The organism is Bacillus sp. MM2020_4 (genome assembly GCF_011250555.1).
In the GTDB taxonomy this organism is placed as follows: domain Bacteria; phylum Bacillota; class Bacilli; order Bacillales; family Cytobacillaceae; genus Neobacillus.
This window is the reverse complement of the sequence record NZ_JAANMZ010000013.1, coordinates 72,908-94,310: the sequence shown is the minus strand read 5'-3', so window position 1 is coordinate 94,310 and position 21,403 is coordinate 72,908. Positions and strand designations below refer to the sequence as shown.

The 21,403-nt window shown below is 37.6% G+C and carries 25 protein-coding genes and 1 riboswitch; of the genes, 12 read left to right on the top strand and 13 right to left on the bottom strand.

Annotation, left to right across the window (positions count from 1 at the left end; all coding sequences use genetic code 11):
* Positions 1-57 precede the first annotated feature (57 nt).
* From G6554_RS11115 to atpB, 5 genes are all read right to left on the bottom strand, one after another.
* Complete coding sequence (locus tag G6554_RS11115; RefSeq protein WP_166241738.1) at positions 58-423, bottom strand: cytochrome-c oxidase; 366 nt, start codon at positions 421-423, stop codon at positions 58-60.
* 147 nt (positions 424-570) lie between these two features.
* Positions 571-1,827: a DUF445 domain-containing protein gene (locus tag G6554_RS11110; RefSeq protein WP_166241736.1), complete on the bottom strand. Its 1,257-nt coding sequence runs from the start codon at positions 1,825-1,827 to the stop codon at positions 571-573.
* Positions 1,828-1,943: 116 nt separating this feature from the next.
* Entirely contained in the window at positions 1,944-2,909 is a 966-nt protein-coding gene (locus G6554_RS11105; RefSeq protein ID WP_166241734.1) for an AtpZ/AtpI family protein, read from the bottom strand.
* A gap of 4 nt (positions 2,910-2,913) precedes the next feature.
* A complete protein-coding gene (locus tag G6554_RS11100; protein ID WP_166241732.1) occupies positions 2,914-3,309 on the bottom strand; it encodes an ATP synthase F0 subunit B in 396 nt (131 codons plus the stop codon).
* Between the two features lie 22 nt (positions 3,310-3,331).
* The gene (gene atpB / locus G6554_RS11095; RefSeq protein ID WP_207627589.1) at positions 3,332-4,018 is read right to left on the bottom strand and encodes a F0F1 ATP synthase subunit A; all 687 of its coding nucleotides are present in this window, start codon (positions 4,016-4,018) and stop codon (positions 3,332-3,334) included.
* Between the two features lie 293 nt (positions 4,019-4,311).
* On the opposite strand from atpB, the gene G6554_RS11090 reads away from it, so the two are divergent.
* Positions 4,312-4,845, top strand: coding sequence for a putative periplasmic lipoprotein (locus G6554_RS11090; protein WP_166241730.1), 534 nt, complete (start codon positions 4,312-4,314; stop codon positions 4,843-4,845).
* Positions 4,846-4,916: 71 nt separating this feature from the next.
* Here G6554_RS11090 and G6554_RS11085 read toward each other — a convergent pair whose 3' ends face one another.
* Positions 4,917-5,228 carry a HesB/YadR/YfhF family protein gene (locus G6554_RS11085; protein ID WP_166241728.1) on the bottom strand — a complete coding sequence of 104 codons (312 nt, stop codon included), beginning with the start codon at positions 5,226-5,228 and terminating at the stop codon, positions 4,917-4,919.
* Positions 5,229-5,491: 263 nt separating this feature from the next.
* Here G6554_RS11085 and G6554_RS11080 point away from each other — a divergent pair, with 263 nt between their 5' ends.
* Positions 5,492-5,761 (top strand): CGCGG family putative rSAM-modified RiPP protein, encoded by a 270-nt coding sequence (locus G6554_RS11080; RefSeq protein WP_481747919.1) that lies wholly within the window; start codon positions 5,492-5,494, stop codon positions 5,759-5,761.
* Between the two features lie 124 nt (positions 5,762-5,885).
* On the top strand, positions 5,886-6,182 hold the full coding sequence (locus tag G6554_RS11075; protein ID WP_166241724.1) for a hypothetical protein: 297 nt from the start codon (positions 5,886-5,888) through the stop codon (positions 6,180-6,182).
* Between the two features lie 228 nt (positions 6,183-6,410).
* Here the strand turns inward: G6554_RS11075 and G6554_RS11070 are convergent, their stop codons facing one another.
* The 5 genes from G6554_RS11070 to G6554_RS11050 form a co-directional block, all read right to left on the bottom strand.
* Positions 6,411-7,763 (bottom strand): hemolysin family protein, encoded by a 1,353-nt coding sequence (locus G6554_RS11070; RefSeq protein WP_166241722.1) that lies wholly within the window; start codon positions 7,761-7,763, stop codon positions 6,411-6,413.
* Positions 7,764-7,824: 61 nt separating this feature from the next.
* The gene (locus G6554_RS11065) at positions 7,825-8,226 is read right to left on the bottom strand and encodes a MerR family transcriptional regulator (RefSeq protein ID WP_308111008.1); all 402 of its coding nucleotides are present in this window, start codon (positions 8,224-8,226) and stop codon (positions 7,825-7,827) included.
* Between the two features lie 187 nt (positions 8,227-8,413).
* Entirely contained in the window at positions 8,414-9,718 is a 1,305-nt protein-coding gene (locus G6554_RS11060) for a hemolysin family protein (RefSeq protein ID WP_166241720.1), read from the bottom strand.
* Between the two features lie 343 nt (positions 9,719-10,061).
* Complete coding sequence (locus G6554_RS11055) at positions 10,062-10,619, bottom strand: GNAT family N-acetyltransferase (protein WP_166241718.1); 558 nt, start codon at positions 10,617-10,619, stop codon at positions 10,062-10,064.
* 115 nt (positions 10,620-10,734) lie between these two features.
* Positions 10,735-11,856, bottom strand: coding sequence for a histidine kinase N-terminal domain-containing protein (locus G6554_RS11050; RefSeq protein WP_166241716.1), 1,122 nt, complete (start codon positions 11,854-11,856; stop codon positions 10,735-10,737).
* 144 nt (positions 11,857-12,000) lie between these two features.
* Positions 12,001-12,108, top strand: a riboswitch (TPP riboswitch).
* 116 nt (positions 12,109-12,224) lie between these two features.
* On the opposite strand from G6554_RS11050, the gene thiT reads away from it, so the two are divergent.
* From thiT to G6554_RS11020, 6 genes are all read left to right on the top strand, one after another.
* A complete protein-coding gene (gene thiT / locus G6554_RS11045) occupies positions 12,225-12,812 on the top strand; it encodes an energy-coupled thiamine transporter ThiT (RefSeq protein ID WP_166241714.1) in 588 nt (195 codons plus the stop codon).
* A gap of 148 nt (positions 12,813-12,960) precedes the next feature.
* Positions 12,961-13,185: a FeoA family protein gene (locus tag G6554_RS11040; RefSeq protein ID WP_166241712.1), complete on the top strand. Its 225-nt coding sequence runs from the start codon at positions 12,961-12,963 to the stop codon at positions 13,183-13,185.
* A complete protein-coding gene (gene feoB, locus G6554_RS11035) occupies positions 13,185-15,188 on the top strand; it encodes a ferrous iron transport protein B (RefSeq protein ID WP_166241710.1) in 2,004 nt (667 codons plus the stop codon). The genes G6554_RS11040 and feoB overlap by 1 nt, the downstream gene beginning before the upstream one ends.
* A 21-nt stretch (positions 15,189-15,209) precedes the next feature.
* Positions 15,210-15,365, top strand: coding sequence for a FeoB-associated Cys-rich membrane protein (locus tag G6554_RS11030; protein ID WP_166241708.1), 156 nt, complete (start codon positions 15,210-15,212; stop codon positions 15,363-15,365).
* A 112-nt stretch (positions 15,366-15,477) separates the two neighbouring features.
* Positions 15,478-15,933 carry a helix-turn-helix transcriptional regulator gene (locus G6554_RS11025; protein ID WP_166241706.1) on the top strand — a complete coding sequence of 152 codons (456 nt, stop codon included), beginning with the start codon at positions 15,478-15,480 and terminating at the stop codon, positions 15,931-15,933.
* A gap of 128 nt (positions 15,934-16,061) precedes the next feature.
* Positions 16,062-18,107 (top strand): transglycosylase domain-containing protein, encoded by a 2,046-nt coding sequence (locus tag G6554_RS11020; protein ID WP_166241704.1) that lies wholly within the window; start codon positions 16,062-16,064, stop codon positions 18,105-18,107.
* A gap of 292 nt (positions 18,108-18,399) precedes the next feature.
* Here the strand turns inward: G6554_RS11020 and G6554_RS11015 are convergent, their stop codons facing one another.
* Entirely contained in the window at positions 18,400-19,302 is a 903-nt protein-coding gene (locus G6554_RS11015) for a nuclease-related domain-containing protein (protein ID WP_166241702.1), read from the bottom strand.
* Between the two features lie 194 nt (positions 19,303-19,496).
* Between G6554_RS11015 and sigY the strand changes: the two genes are divergently transcribed.
* Genes sigY through G6554_RS11000 form a run of 3 tightly spaced genes read left to right on the top strand, consistent with a single transcriptional unit; the run spans position 19,497 to position 20,588 of the window.
* On the top strand, positions 19,497-20,054 hold the full coding sequence (gene sigY / locus G6554_RS11010; protein WP_166241748.1) for an RNA polymerase sigma factor SigY: 558 nt from the start codon (positions 19,497-19,499) through the stop codon (positions 20,052-20,054).
* A complete protein-coding gene (locus tag G6554_RS11005; RefSeq protein WP_166241700.1) occupies positions 20,008-20,355 on the top strand; it encodes a YxlC family protein in 348 nt (115 codons plus the stop codon). Before sigY ends, G6554_RS11005 begins: the two co-directional genes overlap by 47 nt.
* Complete coding sequence (locus G6554_RS11000; RefSeq protein ID WP_166241698.1) at positions 20,352-20,588, top strand: sigma-Y antisigma factor component; 237 nt, start codon at positions 20,352-20,354, stop codon at positions 20,586-20,588. The genes G6554_RS11005 and G6554_RS11000 overlap by 4 nt, the downstream gene beginning before the upstream one ends.
* Before the next feature lie 69 nt (positions 20,589-20,657).
* On the opposite strand, the gene G6554_RS10995 is transcribed toward G6554_RS11000, so the two are convergent.
* On the bottom strand, positions 20,658-21,278 hold the full coding sequence (locus tag G6554_RS10995; protein ID WP_166241696.1) for an NAD(P)H-binding protein: 621 nt from the start codon (positions 21,276-21,278) through the stop codon (positions 20,658-20,660).
* Between the last annotated feature and the right edge of the window lie 125 nt (positions 21,279-21,403).

Here is a 21,403-nt window from a genome sequence, read left to right as displayed (position 1 = left end):
CCCAGAGGGTCCTTTTTTATATTAAGGAATTAACAGAGAATAAAAAATAAGGACAGATTAGCTTTTTACATTTTTAAAGATGTTTATTGCGAAGATAATAATGCCTAAAACCAACAATGTACCACCAGTAGCAACTGCCGGACCGGCAGTCTCCACTCCTGAAACAAGGAATGCGAGCCCGATCATCATGATTGGAAGGGAAATATTATGAAGCCAGAAGTGTACCTTTGCAAGGGTAGTTGCGGCGGCACTCGGAAAACCAACATAGATGAGTCCGGCGAGTGCCATTGACATCCAGCCTAATAAGTTAATATGGACATGAACGGGAGTGAAGTCAAATTTTTCTGTCATTGACATATACATACCAATACAAACTCCAATGACAAAATACACAACAGAAATTTTTATAAACTTAACTGCCATCTTTCTTCCCCCTTTTAAGTTTAAAAATAGTGACTACAGTACTAGATATGAGTGGAAATTCTGAATAAGAACTTTGTCTTTAAAGGACAACGCATGATTTTTTTTGAGAAATGCAAAAGGACCGCCTTTAAATAGCGGTCCAATTTTTTACAAAAGTGCTTTAATTCCTACTAAAACGAGCCCAATTAAAAATCCACAAACAGCCCCATTAACTCGAATCCATTGCAGGTCTTTACCCACATTCGTTTCAACCATGTTTATAAGGGTTTTGTCGTCCAATCTTTCTAAATTCTCCTCGACGAGCTTACCAATTCTTGAATGATTTTTATCAATAAAACTTGAAACATGCTGCTTTATCCAAGTTTCAAATGCGTCAACTTTTTCTGAATCCTCTTTAATATGACCGAGCCCATTAATGATAATGGGGAGAAGGTAATCTTCCGAGAAGCTTGAATCTTCAACAAAATCAGATGCTTTTTGCTTCAATTGATCAAGTAAAGAGACAATTTGTTCTTCAGGTTCCCACTTTGTAATCAAATGAGTTTTTAATTGATTAAGTTCATCGTAAATTTTTTCATCACTTTTTATTGATTGCAGCTTATTACGAATATGAATCATTAAAGTTTGTCTATTTTGGTTTAATGGATTGCTATAGCTATCCACCCCTTTTAGAATTAGACTTTGAATAATATTACCGAGCTTTTCTTCGTTAACAAGATTACTAAATGACTTTAATGCAAACTGCATAAACCCATCTGCTTTAATATTTTCCACAGCGTCAACAGCTAACCCGCCAAGCTTATACTTCGTACTATCCTTCTCAGCCCATTCATAAATTTCTTTCAGAATATAATCAAGGGTTTTATCATCATATTTTCTTTCCAAGACCTGATCGATCATCAATGGAAGGTAGTTCTTACTATCTAACTTGTTTAGCTGAGATTTTAGTTCCTTTTCAATTATAGGAGCCATGCTTTTTGTGTTGACTGTATTAATCAAATGTTGAATAAGGATGATGATATTCTTTTGAACTGATTTTGAATAGATTTCCTTATCAATGATTTCAAATAGTCTTTTAGAAAAATTGATTGTTTCAATTTTTTTCCGAATGCTCTCTTTCGTCAGCCAATCATTTTCCAACATTGAAATGATCCCGGCGACAATTCTCTTCCGATTCTTTGGCAGCAATGCAGTATGGGGGATGGGAATGCCCAATGGGTGCCGAAATAAGGCGGTTACCGCAAACCAATCCGCAAGCCCCCCAACGAGACCTGCTTCAAACCCCCCCTGTAGGATGATTCCCCAAAGCGTATCCCGTATGGGGAGTGTTGACAAAAATCCGATTGCCATCACCGCAAGAGAAATAGTCGCTAAATGCTGCGATTTATTTTTCTGGTTTAACATCTTTGTACCCCTCGTTTTGTTTATGAAATATTGTTTAGTGCTATTATCTCAATATAGCTGGAAAAAAAGCAAAAAAAAACTTCTTTTTCAATAAGAAATAAAAAAAGACCCTCTCATTAGCTAAGAGAGGAGTTCTTTTTCTGTGGCTTTATATGTGTGATTAGACCATCAAGGTTTGTAATATAAAATTGTGTTTCAGGAGCTGTTTTAAGGTAATGATCCTGCATGAGCTGGTAATAATTCACCCTATGATGTGGATCAAATTTTAACATGGGATATTCCTTGTGATCCTTCACATATTGATCAACAGCCCTTTGCACGATATCCATTTCAATTGGAATTTGTTTTTCACTATCTTCAAAGAGATCATAGGTTTCTTTTGACATATAAAACTTTTTAGCAGGAACTCCACCAAGGAGAGGGGCCAGCTGTTTAAAGTCGATACTGCCATCTTCCTGCACAAGAATCGTCCGGAATACTCCCTTTGGTAAATGATCAGAAAATGTCCTAACGGCTTTCCTTACATCATCAATGGTTACTTCAATAATTGGATAGTTTATGTTATCAGTCAAATCCATTCCTTCAGGATTTTCATTTTTTGGTTTTTCCTGTTTGGGAGATTTAAAGTATTTTTGGACCATCGAATAAACTGTTAATCCTCCAACGCCAATTCCTAGAAATGTACCAATCAATGTAAAGGTGGGGTATAGTTCGAATCGCTGATCTAGAAAAGATCCTAGCTTAAACCCGCAATAAACGGATAAAGCAATAGCAATCCCAAAAACCATGTTTAAGGAAAGGGCTTTCATTAGAAAGGTCGTGAACTCATTCCAATGTGTTTCATTGCGGTTCTTTTCATCTTTTAAAAATCTCTTAACTTCGTTTTTCATTTCTGCCGACACCTTGTTTTCTTCGAAAAAGCTTTTAAGATACTCTTCATCGGATTTATTTTCGTTCTTCAATAGACAGGCCGTTTTCTCACGGGCTCCTATTGTGTAATGAACATAAATCCACTTTTCTTCAAAACCTAATTCGAGATTTTCTGTTACTCTGCCCAAGTATTTAGTAAACTTGTGCCTCATCAGTTTATGCCCCCTTTATTTGAGTGTTTTGGGGAAAAGTGCGTGTATTTGTTCGAAATGCCTCGTCTTTTGCAGTCTTTTTAATCTGTTTCACTTCGTCTTTTGCCTCTTGAATCAACTGTTTTGCTTGATTTTCACTGTGCTTTATTATTTCCCTTGCCTCTATTTTAGCTTGTTTTAGAATGCCTTCGCTATCTTCAAAGTTAACTTTTGCTTCAAATTTGTATTTTTCGGTCAATTTTAATTGCTCTTCGATATGCTCTTTTCGTTTATCGAGGATATCCACAAGCTTTATTAAAACAAATTTCTTTAAAATGAAAACTAAAATGGTAAAAATAATGGCTTGATAAATCATGGTGCCCAATGAAATTGGCAGCCCAAATAACGTAATGTCACCCATCTTTATTACTCCCTTCCCTTTTTTAGGTTAATCTATGTGCAATATAAACCATTGTTAGTGTTACAAAGATATATGCTTGAATTGTACCGATAAAAATACAAAATGCCTGCCAGATTAACATTGGCACGGAAGCTAGGAGGCTGATAAAGAATCCATGGGTTACAGTGTTTGCAATAAGGGCAAGCATAACTTCGCCGGCGTAAATATTCCCAAATAATCGAAGACCGAGCGTTAATGTTGTAGCAAGTTGTTCGATGGCATTGATAGGGAATAGGACCTTAAAGGGTTTGAAGAAACTTACAAAAAAATGTTTAAAGCCATGTAAGCGGATATCGATGAAGTGGGTATAAGCAATGATCATGATGGCAAGCGTCATGGTAACATGAGCGTCAGCGGTAGGAGATTTCCACCAGGCAACGGGATGTTCTTCAACAGTAATAATAGAGAAGGGAACTCCCATCAGATTTGCAATAAATAGGTACATTAAGAGTGCAACCCCAGTTGACAATATAAATAAATTGTTGGAAGCCACCATTGAAGAATTCATGATGTTCTTAACAAACTCCAGAATCCACTCCATCATATTCTGCCATCTTCTTGGTACACCTATTGTAGGATTTCTTGTAAATAAGTAAGCAATGAGAAACACACAAATTGCAGCAAAGGTTGTGGTTAAAATGATGGATAAATCAAACGTTAGATGAAACAAAACTATTTGAGGCCTCGAGTGTTCCGTGATGTCCAACCCCTTTCTATGAAAAGTATGGATTCGGAATAGTAAGGAACAATTGAGTGTGAGGGAATAACTCGTGTCATATATATTATATACAAAAAAAGTAATTATTGTAACATAGTTCACATTAATTACTTAATTTTCTGAATAGTACAGTTAACAAGGTTTGAAAGTTTGTTAGCTTTAAGTTGTTTTACATATTGTATTGTGTAGAATAGTAATATTTTATATAATTATCAAGGCTAAAATAGAAATAGGGGGAACACCAGATGAAAAAATTCTTAGTATTATTATCAGCCATTACAATGGCTATGGCGCTAGCCGCTTGTTCAAACAGTGATGAGTCTAAAATAGAAAAGAAAGAAGATCAAAAAGAAGCAGCGGCACCAAAAGTGGATGTAAAAAAAGAATTAGTTAAATTCTATATGGATCTTGGAAACAAAATTAATGCAAAAGATGCCGAATTAAATTCTTATGTAGCAAAAGCAACCAAGGAAGATGCTAAGCCTGAAGAATTACCAACTGCTGAGGATCGTGCTAAAGCGAGTGAATCAGCTTCTGCTGTAGCCGTTGAACTAAATAGTGTTCAAATTCCTACTGAGCTAAAAGAACAAAAAACTGATCTTGAGGCGGCAGTAAAAGAATATGCGGCTTCATACCAAGAAAAAGCGGATGAATTGAAAAAAGATGCTCCATCCCTAGATGCGGCGGATGAAACTTTCGCGCGAGCTGAGGAAAAGCTTGGTAAGGTATTTGAAAGTGCAAAATTACTTCCACCAAGCTTAGGTAAACAAGTTAACTAATTGTCAAGCAAAACAGGCTGGATGATAGATCACCCGGCCCGTTTTGACTTTGGATAAAGTAAAAGTCAGTATTAACTAATAACCGCGCTTATTTCCTCTTTGTAGATTACTTGAATTTCATCTAGATGATCATCAACCGTCAAATACGTTTCAGTATCCTCGAAGAACCAAACATCATTCCCTTCAACATAAAACATAATGCCATTTACTTCTTTTGTAAAGCCAATGTTTGCAGGATGTTCGGCCGAAAAAGCTAGACTATAACCTTTATGTTTCTGTCCAAACCCGGCATATTGAGGATACATCCGAATGCTGAATGGTTTATTGAATTCAAATTCTCGCGTGAACCATAAAGAAGCTTTTTCATCAATAGATATGAACATACTTATACACCAACCTTTTCCTTGTTGATCTTACATTAGGGTAAAAATGACTACATATAAAAGACCCTTTCCCTTATAGGGAAAGCTTATAATTTTTCATATGTTTTGCATGTGACAATATTCACGGTGAGGCCCAAACCGTGTTGATTTAATAAATTGTTCAATTTTTTGCTTCGGATTGTTCACAAGTGTGCAATAAATCAATATGGAATGATGAATAAAATGTTTTAATAGAGATAAATCAATTAATTTACTTTACTATATTGGAGGAGAATATGAATAAGGATTGGACGAAAGATCTGGAACACGACGAATATGAGCAGGATATTGACCTAATAATAAAGGACGCATTAGAGGCGGTGGAGGAAACAGCTTCCGGCCGTTTTGTAAACCTTGTGACATCTTCACATTTTGGAAATCCTACTGATTATTTACAGCCTTTAATTGAGGAAATGTATCCAAATATGGTAAGGATTAAATTCATTGACCAATGTGGATGTGGGGGATATGTACTGCGGGTTTGGAAGATTTAATGTTGTTCACAAAAACTTCTAAAATTATTTTTGATTTTTAACGTTTATTGTTGCCGTTTTTGTAACATGTTTATAGTGAAAACGATGATAAAATAAAGGAAATAGAATAAGGGAGTTTTTGATCATGGAAAAACAATTTGAAAAGATTTCTGAGAATGTCGATGATATAAAAAGTCTAATCAATACTTTTAATACCACACTGGATAACATTGAAAAAAGACTGGCAAGATTAGAGAAAATGGACAGCATTGAACATAGAGTTGAAGTCAACCAAATAGATTTATCTGACATTAAAGATTCCCTTCAGCGTATTGAAGAAACGCAAAGTAAAGATATTCAGCATATCAATCGCCGCCTTGATTCACATTTGGTGAAAATTGCAAAAGTAGAAGAGGAACTTATTATTTCACAATCAAAATAATGGTAAACAGAAAAATAGACCGAGCGCATCGGTCTATTTTTCATAATATCAGAATTTATATTATTCTACTTTGAGAAATGTCTAGCTCCAGCGCCCTAGCGGCTAGTGTCCTTCGCTCTCCGCCCTACGATAAGTCAACATCGAATCGCCTCCGGCCCTTCGTGTTTCCTTTATCTCAGTTGGAGCGCTCCAGGCCATACGCCGCTGACCAGGGCGCTTCCGCTTTTCTTATGATAATACCTCTGATTTGGATACAGCAATTTTCGGGGTTATTGTTTCTTCATTATGAACATTTTTTGTAACTTCCAAATATTTAATATGATGTTCTTCCATATCAAGGATTTTAAAGGTATATGAATCATGGTGAATGATGTCGCCTTCTTTGGCCTCATAATTTTCGGTTAAAATCCAGCCGCCAATGGTATCTACATCTTCATCATCAATTTCTACACCTAATAAATCATTCACTTCTGTTACTAATACTTTAGAGTCAATAATATAATGATTTTCTTTGATTTTGCGGATTTCTGGAATTTCATCCATATCGAATTCATCACGGATCTCACCAACGATTTCTTCAAGGATATCTTCAACCGTAACAAGCCCTGAAGTCCCGCCATATTCGTCCATTAAGATGGCCATATGCACACGGTCTTTTTGCATTTTTACTAACAAATCATGAATGGGAATCGTTTCTATTACTCTAATAATTGGCCGCGAATAGCTTTCTAGTGTTTGAGATGATAAATTTTCATTACCAATTAAATCAGTCATAACTTCTTTGATATTGATAAGGCCTATGATATGATCCTTATCGCCATCAATAACAGGATATCGTGTAAACTTTTCTTCACGTAAAACCTCTAGAAAAGTTTCTAATGAATCATCCTTTGACAATGAAACCATTTCTGTTCGTGGAACCATGATTTCCTTTGCGATACGATTATCAAATTCAAAGATTTTATTTACATACTTAAACTCTGATTGGTTAATTTCACCACTTTTATAGCTTTCAGATAGGATAATTCGAAGCTCTTCCTCTGTATGGGCAATTTCATTTTCGGAAACAGGCTTTAACCCAAACATACTTGAAACAATCCGAGCAGACCCATTAAGAACCCAAATAAATGGGTACATAATTTTATAAAATAGGATAAGCGGGCGTGAGACAAGTAGCGTAATTAGTTCAGCCTTTTGAATGGCCAGTGTTTTGGGTGCGAGCTCGCCAACGACCACATGTAAAAACGTAATGGTCGCAAATGCTATTCCAATTGATAATATTTGCGTTGCACTCTCAGGAACGTTTAGCCTTTGAAAGAGAGGCCCAAGCATATGCTCAATGGTTGATTCCCCTATCCAACCTAAACCCAAGGCCGTTATCGTTATACCTAATTGACAGGCAGACAGATATTCATCAAGGTTTGAAATGACCCTTTTTGCGGAAACAGCCTTCGAATTTCCTTCCTCTATTAACTGATCGATTCTCGAACTTCTAATTTTAACAATAGCAAATTCCGAAGTTACAAAAAAAGCAGTTAAGGCAATTAAAATGGCTATAATAACCAAGTTAAATATGTCCAAATAAGTTCCCTTATCCCGTTTTTAGACGGGTAAGGAGTCACCTCCCAGTAATTTAAAAAAATTAACTCGTGACATTCAGAAGGGAATTCATGAGCGCTGTACGCAGCAAGCTAAGATTGTTGGTTAGCTTCTCTTTTTGTTGATCATCCAATTTTTCCAGAATAGGTTGAAGATCAAATAAGTCGCTATGAAGCTGCTTCATTTGCTGTGTAACAGCACTTACATGTTTTTCTACCTCTGATTCACGAATGTTTATGGATTTACGCATTTCTAGCTTTCTTCTAATCTCGTCTAATGGAAAGTGCAGACTCTTGCATTCTTCAATAAACTTTAAATCCTCCAATGATTCATCCGAATAAATGCGGTAATTTGACTTTGAGCGTTGTGCCTTCAATAAACCAATAGACGTATAATAGTCAATTGTTCGTTTTGAAACATCAGCTCTTTTTGCTATTTCACCAATTCGATAGACAGCCCCATCTTACCACCTCAACATTTTTTAAATTAACAATAATTATAAAGAATTTAAACTGTACAGTCAAACGTTCTGGTTAGAATAGTTGTTGATAACACTATTTTATGGTAAATATCAGTAAATATGAATAATGAAATCAAAATATTACAAAAATTTAATTGGCAAACAACGCCTCCTAATCAGGAGACGCTATTTTTTTAACTTCAATGTATACGATATGGTGGCCTTCGATTTCCTTTATTTGAAACAGGTATCCGTCCGTTTCAATGGTATCACCTTTATGGACGTCAAACTTTTGTGTCAGGAACCAACCGCCAATTGTATCGACATCATCCTCTTCAAGTGTGGTACCAAGGAGGTCATTTACTTCACCAATCAGGACTTTTCCATCCAAAATGAACTGGTCATTTTCTTTTTTCTGGATCAGAGGAAGTTCATCCATATCAAACTCGTCACGAATTTCACCGACAATTTCTTCAAGAATGTCTTCGACCGTAACAATTCCTGCTGTACCGCCATACTCATCTGATAAAACAGCTAAATGTGTTCGGTTTTTTTGCAGCTTCACTAAAAGCTCTTTAATGGGTATCGTTTCAATCACATGAATCACAGGCTTTAAATAGGGGATAAGTGGTTCTTCACCGAGACATTTTTGCTCAATACAATCTGTTAAAACCTCTTTAATATTGACAATACCCAAAATATTATCTTTATCACCATCGATTAGAGGATATCTCGTATACTTTTCCTGCTTAATGGTTTCGATGATTTCGTCCATTTTGGCCGTTTTAGATAGCGTAACAACTTCAGTTCTTGGCACCATAATTTCTTTGGCAATCCGATCATCGAACTCAAATATTCGATTCATATACTTATACTCAGATTGATTGATTTCTCCGCTCTCATAGCTTTGGGACAGGATCATCCGCAATTCTTCCTCAGACATGACAAGATCTTGTTCAGAAGCAGGTTTGATTCCGAATAGTCCTGTAATGGTTCGAGCAGACCGATTGAGAATCCAAATAAACGGATACAAAACTTTGTAAAAAAGAATTAATGGCCCAGCGAATAACAAAATGATTTCTTCAGCCTTTTGAATGGCAAATGTTTTTGGTGCTAATTCACCAATGACTACATTGAAGAAAGTAATAATGGCAAATGCCAGAAACGTTGCAATAATGGGTTCCAAAGATAACGGAATATGAACCCATGAAAAGATTGGTTCCAAAATCTCTCGGATAGTAGACTCACCCCGCCAACCTAAGATTAAGGAAGTAATGGTGATGCCTACTTGTGTGGCGGAAAGGTACCCATCCATATTAGAAATTACCTTTCTTGCCGCTTCAGCCTTTTTATGTCCTTCAGATACTAATTGATCAATTCGCGTTGTTCTTACCCTTACGATGGCAAATTCTGATGCTACGAAAAAAGCAGTTAAGGCAATTAATATAGCTATAATGAAAACATTTATCCAAATCATCGGTACCCTTACTTCCTGAGTAAGGTATGCCACCTCACTTACGATTCGCTCTAGACATTCGAAATTCAACTTATTATTATTATTTCAAAAAAAGTTTTGATTAGCAAATAGCAGGGCAGCTTCATTAAAAAAAGCGCAAGCGCCCTGGTCAGTGGCGTATGGCCTGGAGCGCTCCAACTGAGATAAAGGAAACACGATGAGCCGGAGGCGAATCGATGTTGACTTATCGTAGGGCGGAGAGCGAAGGACACTAGCCGCTAGGGCGCTGGAGCTAGACATTTCTCAAAGCCGAAATTTTATACTTTCTTATCTTGTAAAAAATGCCGTCAAAAAGACGGCATAACTAACGCTTAACTGTGAAAGTATCCCAGTCACGGGACAACATGCTATAGATAATTAAATCATGGAATGAACCATTTAATTGTTCTCCGTCTCGAAGTTTCCCCTCTTTTACAAATCCAAGTCTTTCAGGGATTGCCCTGCTTTTCTTGTTTTTTACCCCGCAACGTATTTCGATTCGGTTTAATCGTAATTGGAAAAAGGCATAATTTAAAAGGGCTTGAACAGAACGTGTAATTATCCCATGCCCCTCCGCATTTCTGGCAAGATAATAGCCGATGCTAGCCATGCTGTTATACCAATCAATTTGATGTAATCCCAATGAGCCAACAAGTTCCCCTTTGTAAAGAATCCCAACGTTCATTCCACTATTTTCAGCAAATTGTGAAAGCCATACTGGAATAATCGACTCAAATTGATAGGGGGAAGTCATGCTATCCACCCATGGCATCCATTCGCGTAAGTGCTCCCGATTTTCCTCCACGAGCTGATATAGCTGTAGGGCATGATGCTGTTGAAATAGTTGAAGTTCAATTTCATGATCAACCTTTAATGTAAACATATGCCTAATCTCCCGAAAAAATTTTTTTGTACATCATATGCAGCAGAGTGTACTGTCGGGAAAAAATCATATAAAAAATCCCTCTTTAGGAAAAAGTGGGATTTACCGTTTTCTGTTAGATCATGGGCAGGTATATTGAAAAGGTGGTTTTATCCAGGACGGAGTCACAGGTTAAATCCCCTTTATGCTTTTCGATTATTTCATTACATACAAATAATCCTAATCCTGTCCCTAGTTTTTTAGTTGTGAAAAAGGGTTCAAAAATGGTCTTTTGCAATTCTGCAGGGATTATTGGACCATTATTGGAAATACTAATTTTAATTTTCCCGTTCGGGTCTATACTGCTAATGATCTCGATAGTGGGATTAGCTACTTCATGATGGTTAAGTACATCAATCGCGTTAAAAACGATATTTATGAAAACTTGCCTAATTTCATCAGCATAGCCATTTAGAGTGAAGTCATCCCGTAAATTTTTAATAATTTTTACTTTGCTGTCTAAAATACTTGGATAAAGGAAGTTTAATACCTCGTCAATTAGCTGATTTAGCTGAAAGTGAACCTTTTCCTTCCCAATTAATTCCTTCTTTGAAAGTAATAAGAACTGTGATATTCGAAAATTCAGTTGATCTAACTCACTCGAAATGATATCCAAATATCTCATGTTAGGAAAATCACCCTTAAGTAATTGAATAAATCCCTGTACAGATGTAAGTGGATTTCTAAATTCATGAATAAAGCTTGAAGTCATTTGACCAAGAAGGGTCAACCGGTCTTGGTGTGTGGAGTCAATGAACAGTGTTTTTTCTTCGATGATTTTATTTTTTGCTTCCGAAAAATGAGATACGGCAAAATAGAGAAATTTATCGAAGCAAAAATTGACCATATTGATCGCTTCCTGCATGTCGGACCATGATATTCCAGATTTACCTAAATTGCTGTATAGAATCGTTCTGCCCAAATTTACATTATAGACAAAGTCACCAATGTTAATATCGGCTAAAACTCTTTCCTCAGAAACCTCTATCGCAAGTTTTTCAAGAATTTCTAGGAGCACTTGTTTTGATTTCAAATGCATCGAAAATAGCACATTTAATAAAGCTTCCCCGTTTTCACGAATTTTCATTTTATAGGGGTCTCCTTGATTGACCACAATAGCATTTTCCCATTCTTGCACTAAGGTCTCCTTGTTTTGATTAAAAAAAACGATTAAATCCGTTTGTTCTCCCGTAAACATGTTGTCTCCCCCCATGGTATTCACAAAACTGATTACCATGTTAATTCGATGATAAAGGCAAAAATCCCTTTTAATATGGAAGATTAATAATTTCCTTGTAAAAAACTTTAAACAATAGTATATTTTTTTTATGGATCAATTGAATACTTCCACAGGGGGGGCTGCCTAATGGCGGCTGAGAGTGAACATAAGAGTTCTGACCCTATGAACCTGTTAGTTAACACTAGCGTAGGGATGTGGTTTGCCGGATATTAAAGCAATGCAGACAATCCTTTTCGTCTTGCATTGCTTTTTTTATTGTATTTTTTTTGGCACCCTATTGGTTTTGGGAGAATCAAATGAATTTAATTGAATAGGGGGAAGGAAGAATGAACAAAAAGAAGAGTAACACACTTTTTATTACGGAGGTAGCTGTTTTTTCAGCACTCGCCTTCTTATTGGACATGGCGGCAGAATTACTTTCGCTAAAAATTTGGCCACAGGGTGGTTCGGTTTCGATCGCCATGGTTCCAATATTTCTAATGGCGTACCGCTGGGGTATAAAAGGTGGTCTCTTAACGGGATTTTTACTTGGGGTGTTACAGGTTGTCCTGGGGTTCGGTAAAATTTATTTCGTTGTACAGGGCTTACTTGATTACTTTATTGCTTTTACGGTGGTAGGTTTAGCCGGTATCTTTGCGGGGCAGATTAGGAAATCTCTTCATAATGGTGATAAAGGTAAATGGATTTCCTATGTTGTTTTGGGAGCCTTTATCGGAAGTTTGCTGCGTTATTTATGTCATGTAATTGCCGGGGCAGTCTTTTTCGGTGAATATGCACCAAAGGGTCAGCCAGTAGTGATCTACTCCTTGCTTTATAATGGAACATATATGCTCCCAAGCTTTATTATTAGTGCCATTATTATCATTCTTGTTATAAGCGCGATGCCAAAGAAAACTTTTTTACAAGGTCATTAAGAGAGATTGAAAAGGGAAGCGAACTGCTTCTCTTTTTTTTTTCAAACTTTTGTCACAATATTGCACTCCTTTTTTTCTAAAAATAATGTTAAAATGTCAATATAGAAAGATAATCATTCTCAATTAAACCTAGGGTAGGGTGATATACATGTTCGGTTCTTTAAAAGCAGGAGATAAGGGGAAAATCATAGATATTTCGCATGTTGGTCGCCTAGTTCAAAGACGCTTGCTTGACTTAGGTATTACGGAAGGTTCAGAAGTGTGCGTGAAGTGTGTCATGCCCTTTGGCGGCCCGATTATGATTGAATCGTGTGGACAATGCGTCGGCATTCGCCGTAAAGAGGCAGTTCAGATTGAAGTGGAGAGAATATAATGGAAATCGCTCTTATTGGTAACCCCAATACTGGAAAAACATCATTGTTTAATAATCTTACAGGTTCCTATGAATATGTTGGTAACTGGAGCGGTGTAACAGTTGAAAAAAAAGTTGGCGTATTCAAAAATAATTTCGGCCAATTAATTGATTTACCCGGTGTCTATACTCTAAATCCGCTTTCAAAGGATGAGGGTGTTGTTACCTCTTTCTTTTTGAATGAGTCGGTTGATCGGTTGCTCAATATTTTAGATGCATCACAATTAGAACGGAATTTACATTTGACCCTGCAATTGCTGGAGTTTGAGAAGCCGGCTCTGATTGGCCTTAATATGATTGATGTAGCCAATAAACGTGGGATTCACATCGATTCTTCCAAACTCTCAAAAGTTCTTGGTGTTCCTGTTGTCCCAGTCGTGGCAAGGAGCGGAAAAGGCTGCGACAAGCTAGTGGATGCCATTTCCACAAAATCAATCGAGCCAGCCAACAAGAATCTTGTTTATTATGGCATAGAGGTAGAAGAGGCGATTACTTCCCTGGCAGGTGAGTTAAGCGGTAAAACGAATCACTCACTGCGATTTCTTGCAATTCAATATTTTGAAGGAAATGAATACGTAATAAACTATGTTAATAGTGTTGCAGACAAACAACGGGTAAAAACGATAGTGGCCAACCTGGAAGCGAAGTTGCAGAAACAAGCTGCAGGTAAATCATTATCAAATATTATTTATTTAAAAAGGAAAGAAGTCATTGAAAAAATAGTCGCAGAAGTCGCAAGAAAAAGTGATTCGACCATCCCATTATCAGAAAAGATTGATACCATTGTGACAAATCGATATCTGGGGATGCCGATATTTTTGCTGCTTATGTATCTGATGTTCATGCTGACATTTGATTGGCTTGGTACACCGTTATCAGATATTTTAGATGGCTTTTTAACAGGACCCGTAACCGCTGGAATTGAAAGTGTTTTATCAGCTATCCACGCATCTCAATTTATTCACGCTTTAATTATTGAAGGATTAGTTGCAGGGGTCGGCGGGGTTTTAGTGTTTGTACCGCAAATCTTTATTCTGTTCTTCTTTATTTCATTACTAGAGGATTCAGGGTATATGGCACGTGTCGCTTTGGTCATGGATCGAATCATGGAATCGGTGGGGTTAAATGGAAAGGCGTTTATTCCGATGATGATTGGTTTTGGCTGTAATGTACCTGGTATTATGGCGGCAAGAACGATTGAAACCCCACGTGAACGATTGTTGACCATACTGCTGACGCCATTGATGTCATGTTCCGCCCGCTTGCCCGTTTATGCCATATTTGTAGGAGCCTTTTTTGCAGGCCATAAAGCATTCGTGGTATTAAGCCTGTATGTTCTTGGGATTGTTGTCGCTTTAATTCTAGCAAAAATCTTTTCTACTACTTTATTAAAATCAGAAACATCCTTATTTGTCATCGAACTGCCTCCATACCGGCTTCCACAGTTCCAGTCCTTGTGGAAAAGTACTTGGGACAAGGGGAAAGGGTTCGTAAGGAAGGCAGGTACGTTTATTTTTGCTGGTTCTGTCTTTATCTGGCTGTTGTCCTACGCGGGCCCGCATGGATTAAAAGTAGATATGGATGATAGTTATTTAGCGTTGATTGGAAATGTGATTGCCCCTATTTTTGACCCAATTGGTTTTGGAACCTGGCAGGCATCTGCTTCATTAATTACAGGTTTCTTGGCTAAAGAAGCGATTATTTCTACCATGAATATTATTTATTTCGTACCGAACGATGCTAGCTTGCAGGGATTATTGGCTGATTATTATACTCCGCTTGCTGCCTATAGTTTTATGGTATTTATCCTTTTATATATCCCGTGTTTAGCAACTGTAGCAACCATTTATAAAGAAACTGGATCAAAGAAGTGGACGGCTTTTTCAATGACCTATGCCTTCGTGATTGCCTATATTTTGTCCTTGATTATTTACCAAGGCGGAAAACTGTTTGGGTTGGTTTAATTTTAAAAAGAGGTGGAGCAAATGATTGCCAGTGTGGTCATCGGTGTTGCGATTTTTGGATATGCGGCCTATGCATTAGTGAAGTTTATCAATAAATCGAAAAAGGGAAAATGTGCGGCATGTGATTTGAAAAATTCTTGTTCCAGCCAGTGCGGCCTCCCCCCGGAAGTAAAATAATTAATTTTAATCTGCTATCTTAAAGGGATAGCAGTTTTTTTATCATAAAATTTGTATGATCGTAAAATCTTGTGTAATATTACACTAGATGCATTTGAAGGAAGGGCTTATAGTGACCAGGGAAGAAATTATCATGCAAGTTTCTGAAAAGCTTCGTCTAATCCGAACAGAAGCAGGATACACTCAGGATAAAATGGCAGATATTATTGGTGTATCGAAGAAAACACTCGTACAGATTGAAAAAGGAAGAGTTCTTGCTAACTGGTCCACTGTTGTATCGATTTGTGCACTTTTTCGCGAAACGGAAACGGTCCAATTTTTATTTGGCAACGAGCCCCTTGAGGTATTAGAAACGGTGGCCCTTAATGGAATAGATCTTCGTAAGACCAAAACGTTGGGTGGCCGAGTTTGGTGGAAAATACTAACCCAGAAGAATGGTTTCATTCTCCAGCAAAATATTTTAAGTAAACATTTTCGGATTTTGGATGCAAGAAACTACCGGATCTTTAGCAGTTTTGATGAAAAGCTTTCAAAACAGCGCTATAAAGAATTAACAAAGAGCGAATAATAATGAAGACTTGGAAAAGATGGGCACCTCTCGCTCATCTTTTTTTCATAACCAAACCGACATAAAAATCAGTTGAATATCGAAAAGTATACCTGTTATAGAGATTACAGATAAAGGATGTCATCGAATTGGTATTTAAAGATAAGGTAAGTGACCTTTTTAAGAACTGGAAAAAATGGCATTTGCTCCAAATAATTGTGCTAGTTATGTTAATGATGGTTCTAAGCTTTTTTGGCCTTCTCTATTATTTTTCAAAGGATGCAGATATTTCAGAGTTGAAAAATGAGCTTCCACAACCCACTGTTTTTTATGATGTCAGCGGGGATGTGGCCAGTAAGGTGTCTGCCAATAAAAACGAAGGAGTGCCAATTAAAGAAGTTCCCGATTCTATGAAAAATGCGATCGTTGCCATTGAGGATCACCGTTTTTACCGGCATAATGGGGTGGATTTAATTGGTACTTCTAGAGCATTGTTCCGTGACCTTAAGGCAGGAGGAATGGTTGAGGGCGGTAGCACCATCACACAGCAATTGACGAAAAATACAATCCTCACTTCTGAAAAGACAGTAAAGAGGAAACTTCAGGAAGTATTTTTAGCAATCGCGGTAGAACGAGAATACACGAAGCAAGAAATCCTACAAATGTATTTAAACCAAATTTATTTTGGAAATGGTGCATATGGAATTAAACAAGCCGCCGGCAAATACTTTGCAAAAGAGGTTAACGATCTATCTATAAGCGAATCTGCCATGCTAGCAGGACTGATAAAAGCGCCATCTGCACTAAATCCTTACGAACATATGGAAAAAGCCACCGAACGACGCAATCTTGTGTTAGCACAAATGAAAGAGCAAGGCTTTATTTCCGCTGAGCAATATGAAAAAGCGAAACAGGATAAAGTCGTCTTAAATGATAAGGGCGGTGATCCGTTTCGCGGAAAATTTCCTTACTATGTCGATCAAGTATTAGATGAAGCTATCCGAGAATACGGGTTTACCCAAGACGAATTATTGACAGGCGGCTATCAAATTTATACAGAGCTTGATCCACTGATGCAAACGGCAATCGAGAATACTTATTCGAATGATACCTTATTTCCAAATGGAAAAGATCCTCTTATGCAAAGTGGCGGTATTTTAGTAGATCCCAAAACGGGCGGGGTTAGGGCGCTTGTGGGCGGCAGGGGCGAACATACCTTTAGGGGTTATAATCGAGCCTCCCAATTAAAGGCACAGCCCGGATCTTCCTTTAAGCCGTTGGCAGTTTATGCTCCTGCACTTGAAGACGGCTGGAAAATAACAGATATGTTAAAAGATGAGGAAATGAAGTTTGGGAATTATCAACCTAGTAACTACGATCATCAATATGCAGGCGAAGTACCAATGTATGAGGCAGTTAAGGAATCGAAAAATGTTTCCGCTGTTTGGCTGCTAAACGAGCTGGGAATTGAAAAAGGGTTGGATTCTGTTAAACGGTTTGGTATTACTTTAGATAAAGAGGATCATAATTTATCCATGGCTCTTGGCGGGCTGCATAAAGGTGTTTCACCGTTGGATATGGCTGAGGCCTTCTCTGTTTTTCCGAATAATGGTGTTAGAGTGAAAGCACATGTTATTCAAAAAATTGTTGATTCCGGAGGTAAGGTTGTAGCGGAATGGAAGGTTGAAAAGGAGAGGGTAACGACCAAGGCTGTAACTGACAACATGACAACGATGCTGCTTGGTGTTGTCGAGCAAGGGACAGGAGAACCGGCGCAAATTCCTGGGAGGGAGACGGCAGGGAAAACTGGCTCTACTCAGGTTCCCATTAAAGGTATTAACGGTTTGAAGGATCAATGGTTTGTCGGTTATACACCGCAGTTAGTGGGAGCTTTTTGGGTTGGATATGATAAAACAGATGCTGATCATTATATAACGCCTACTAGCGGAACAGGGTCATCGGTTATTTTCCGCGAAGTCATGAAGGAGGCTTTGGAGAATTCACCTAACGAAAGCTTTAAGGTACCACATATTGCATCTTTAATTGAACAACGGAAAAAAGAAGAAGAAAAGAGTAATATTGGGGAGAAATTTAACAACGAACTACAAAAGTGGGAAGAAAAATGGAACAAACAGAAAGAGAAGTGGAAGGACAAGGGGAAAGGAAAGGGTAAGGATAAGGGGCATGGGCATTAACAATTTCAATTGGTATATTGGAGCCCTCGCCGCCCAAGAAAGCAAGAGAAAGGTATCCAATAGAGACCATTGGAGCCCTCGCCGCCCAAGAGAGCAAGAGAAAGGTATCCAATAGGGGCCATTGGAGCCCTCGCCGCCCAAGAGAGCAAGAGAAAGGTATCCAATAGAGGTCATTGGAACCCGCGCTATCGAGAAAATAGAAAAAAGGTATCCAATAATTTATTGGATACCCAACCCAATTATTAAAGATACGTGAACCATTATATTAAAATAAATCTACTAAAATAATCATTCACTCATAGCATGTCCATTGTCCATACCCAACTGACTTCAGATTATTACTTAGAATCCTCTTAAACATTTTCTTTGACCCAATCCCCCCGCACCACTCATAAACCACATTCGTAGTAATCTTCTGCACTGGAAATAGAAGCTTAAGTTCCTTCACACTTCTTAGTACCGCTGCATCAACACCCTCTTCACAGCCGCAATCATCACAAATAAGCTTTCTTCCATTAACAGTAAGCGCAAACGATTGGCACGAAATGCAAATGATCCCTTTCTGCTGTTCTTCATAGTCATAATGGGGCACACGCGTATATGGAGATTCAACTTGATGCAGGGAAACCAAAAGGTCCGCAAGCTTTCTGTGTTTTTCATTAATCTTCCCTGGCCAGGAATTTAATTTTCTCATTAGGGCAGAAACCTGAGTAGGAAGTGTGAGTGGCTCATTTTTTGGTGCTTGGTAGAGAGTAAACTCGGGGTTGATAAAGACTAAACGCGGTTCAACAGGTAGGTGATAACCGTATTTTTGGAGCAATTGACGGAACAGATTTTCACATCGTCTTAATTGTGTTAGAGGATTATTGGTAAGTCTTCCAGTCTTGTAGTAGAACTCACCGTTTTCAAAACAATAATCGCTTTCTAAATTCTTAACATCAAACAGGTAAAGTTTATCTTGAACAAGCAATGTATCAATTTGGAACTTCGTTTTGTTTACCTCAAGCAGTAAATCGTTTACAATCAAACATTCACTTGCCAATTTTTCTGTTAAAGAATCAAATTGCACCTCTCCTTCAAAGCCTTTTTTCAAATTTAAATAGTTTCTCTTTTCATCATCGGACAGATTCCAGCGAGCGTGTAAGCTGCATAATATAATCATTTCTACTCGTGGTATTCGTGGCTTATATGCCATACAGCACATCCCTTCAAATAAACTTTAATTTTATTTTATAGAATAAATAGACGTAAACTAAAAATTTATATGGACAATTATTGACATTTTTCCAAAAAAGCGAAAAGCTATTAATGAACAAATTCCTGTTTCATACGTCTTACAAATGTAGAGATTAAGCAAGGATGATGGGGGAAAGAGAGGGCTATTGCCGAATGGATGCATTGATTAAAAATGCAAAAAAAGGGGATCATCTTGCTTTTGCCACGTTGTTTAAAGAAAATTATCCTTTCCTTGTAAAATATTTAATGAAAATTACAATGAATCCTGATACAGCAGAAGAAATAGCACAGGAAACAATGGCGAAATGTGTGCAAAAGATTCACCTTTATAATGGTCAAAGCAAATTTAGTACATGGCTGGTTTCAATCGCAACCAATACATACATTGACCAATGCCGAAAAATAAAACGAGAGAAAAGTTGGCAAGATCAAGAGGAAGTATACCGTAAGTTGAAATGGCATTTTGAAAGCAGAAATGAAGAGTGGAATGATGCCCTGGAGGCACTTGGGAAATTGCCAGAGGATGTTAGGGTACCTATCATTTTGAAGCATTACTATGGTTATTCCTATGAAGAAATTGGAGAATGGATGAATATTTCTCCAGGAACAGTAAAGTCACGGGTTCATAATGGAATAAAGTCAGTCAGAAGGGAGCTGAAGCTGGATGAAGAAACAGAAAGTCATCAAACTGAACAGCGAACAACAAAATAAACAAGACATAGATACGATTGCCGAGCTGCAGGGGGGATTACAAAAAGTCGATCAGTTCCCCGTCTATACGCCAAATTTACAATGGTTTGAACAATTTGTAATACAGGAACAGCAGAATAAAAAGAAAAGATTCATCAGAGACTTGTCAATTTTCTCTATTATCGCACTTATCATTTTAAGTGGGATAATCATATCCCTTTATCAAATGCCAGTTATTTTTATCTCTGTGCAAATTATCACCATCGTCTTCATCGTAGTATACACCAGTGTTCAGCTTGTAAAGAAGGCGAATCATATATGAATAAGGATCTTTCATTAATTACCGTAATCGGTGTTGTCCTCATTTTAACTACGCAAAGCATCTATTTATTTATTGATGCCAGGAAACGCAACCATAATTATTGGCTCTGGGGAATTGTTGGTCTAATCCAGGCACCAATGCCAACCCTATTTTACTTGATTTTTGTCAGAAAAATATTCCGTAAAAACGATCGAAAAATGGGGGATTCAAATGATAATGATGGGTACAAATGAACCCCATTCGGGTAAGCTGCCATAAGGTTAGAGCCGACTGCTTTCAACAAGAGTCGGCTCTAAGTGCTTCTAATAGGTAAGGCCGACTCGAGAGCCAATAAATTCGTCGCTAAACAGCTGTTGAAATGCGAAGTCACCGGTATCAAATATCGAGATCGACGAAGGATTTTCCGGTAAAACGTCTTTTTCGTATCGATAGTTGCCCATTCTTTCACCGACAGGCAAATATGTGGGACAAACGACTGTCCAATCAAGGCCGGACTCCTTTAATAACAAATAGGCTTTTAAATGTTCCTCGGCATCCTTCGTGCTTTTCCGCTTTGATTCTGCCGATTGAAAACGGTATAAATGTGGAGCAGAACGAGCCTGAAGGATTCCAGCTGTTCCAATGGTAATAATCCGCCTGATTCCGCTTTCCTTCATATACTTGGTAATAATAGGAATGGAATCAGAAAGTGTTGAACTTCCATCCGTATTTAGTGCGCTGATGACTGCATCTGAACCATAAATTGAATCGGCAAGAACTGCTTCATCTAGAACGTTTCCTTCGATTACGGTGAGCCCTTGGGCTTCAATGGTATATTTAGTTAGATCCCTTACAACGGCTTTGATAGAAAGATGGTGTGCTAAGGCATTTTCAAGAATAACCGAACCCACTCTTCCTGTTGCACCCAAAAGGCAAATGTTCACAAAAAATTCACTCCTTCGTCACTAAAGTGTTATTTTTATCACTCTTTCATCCTGCCCCTTATGATATTTTAAACTTACATTAATTCTAAGGGTGGGATGTATATGTCAGAGTATTCAGTTGTCTT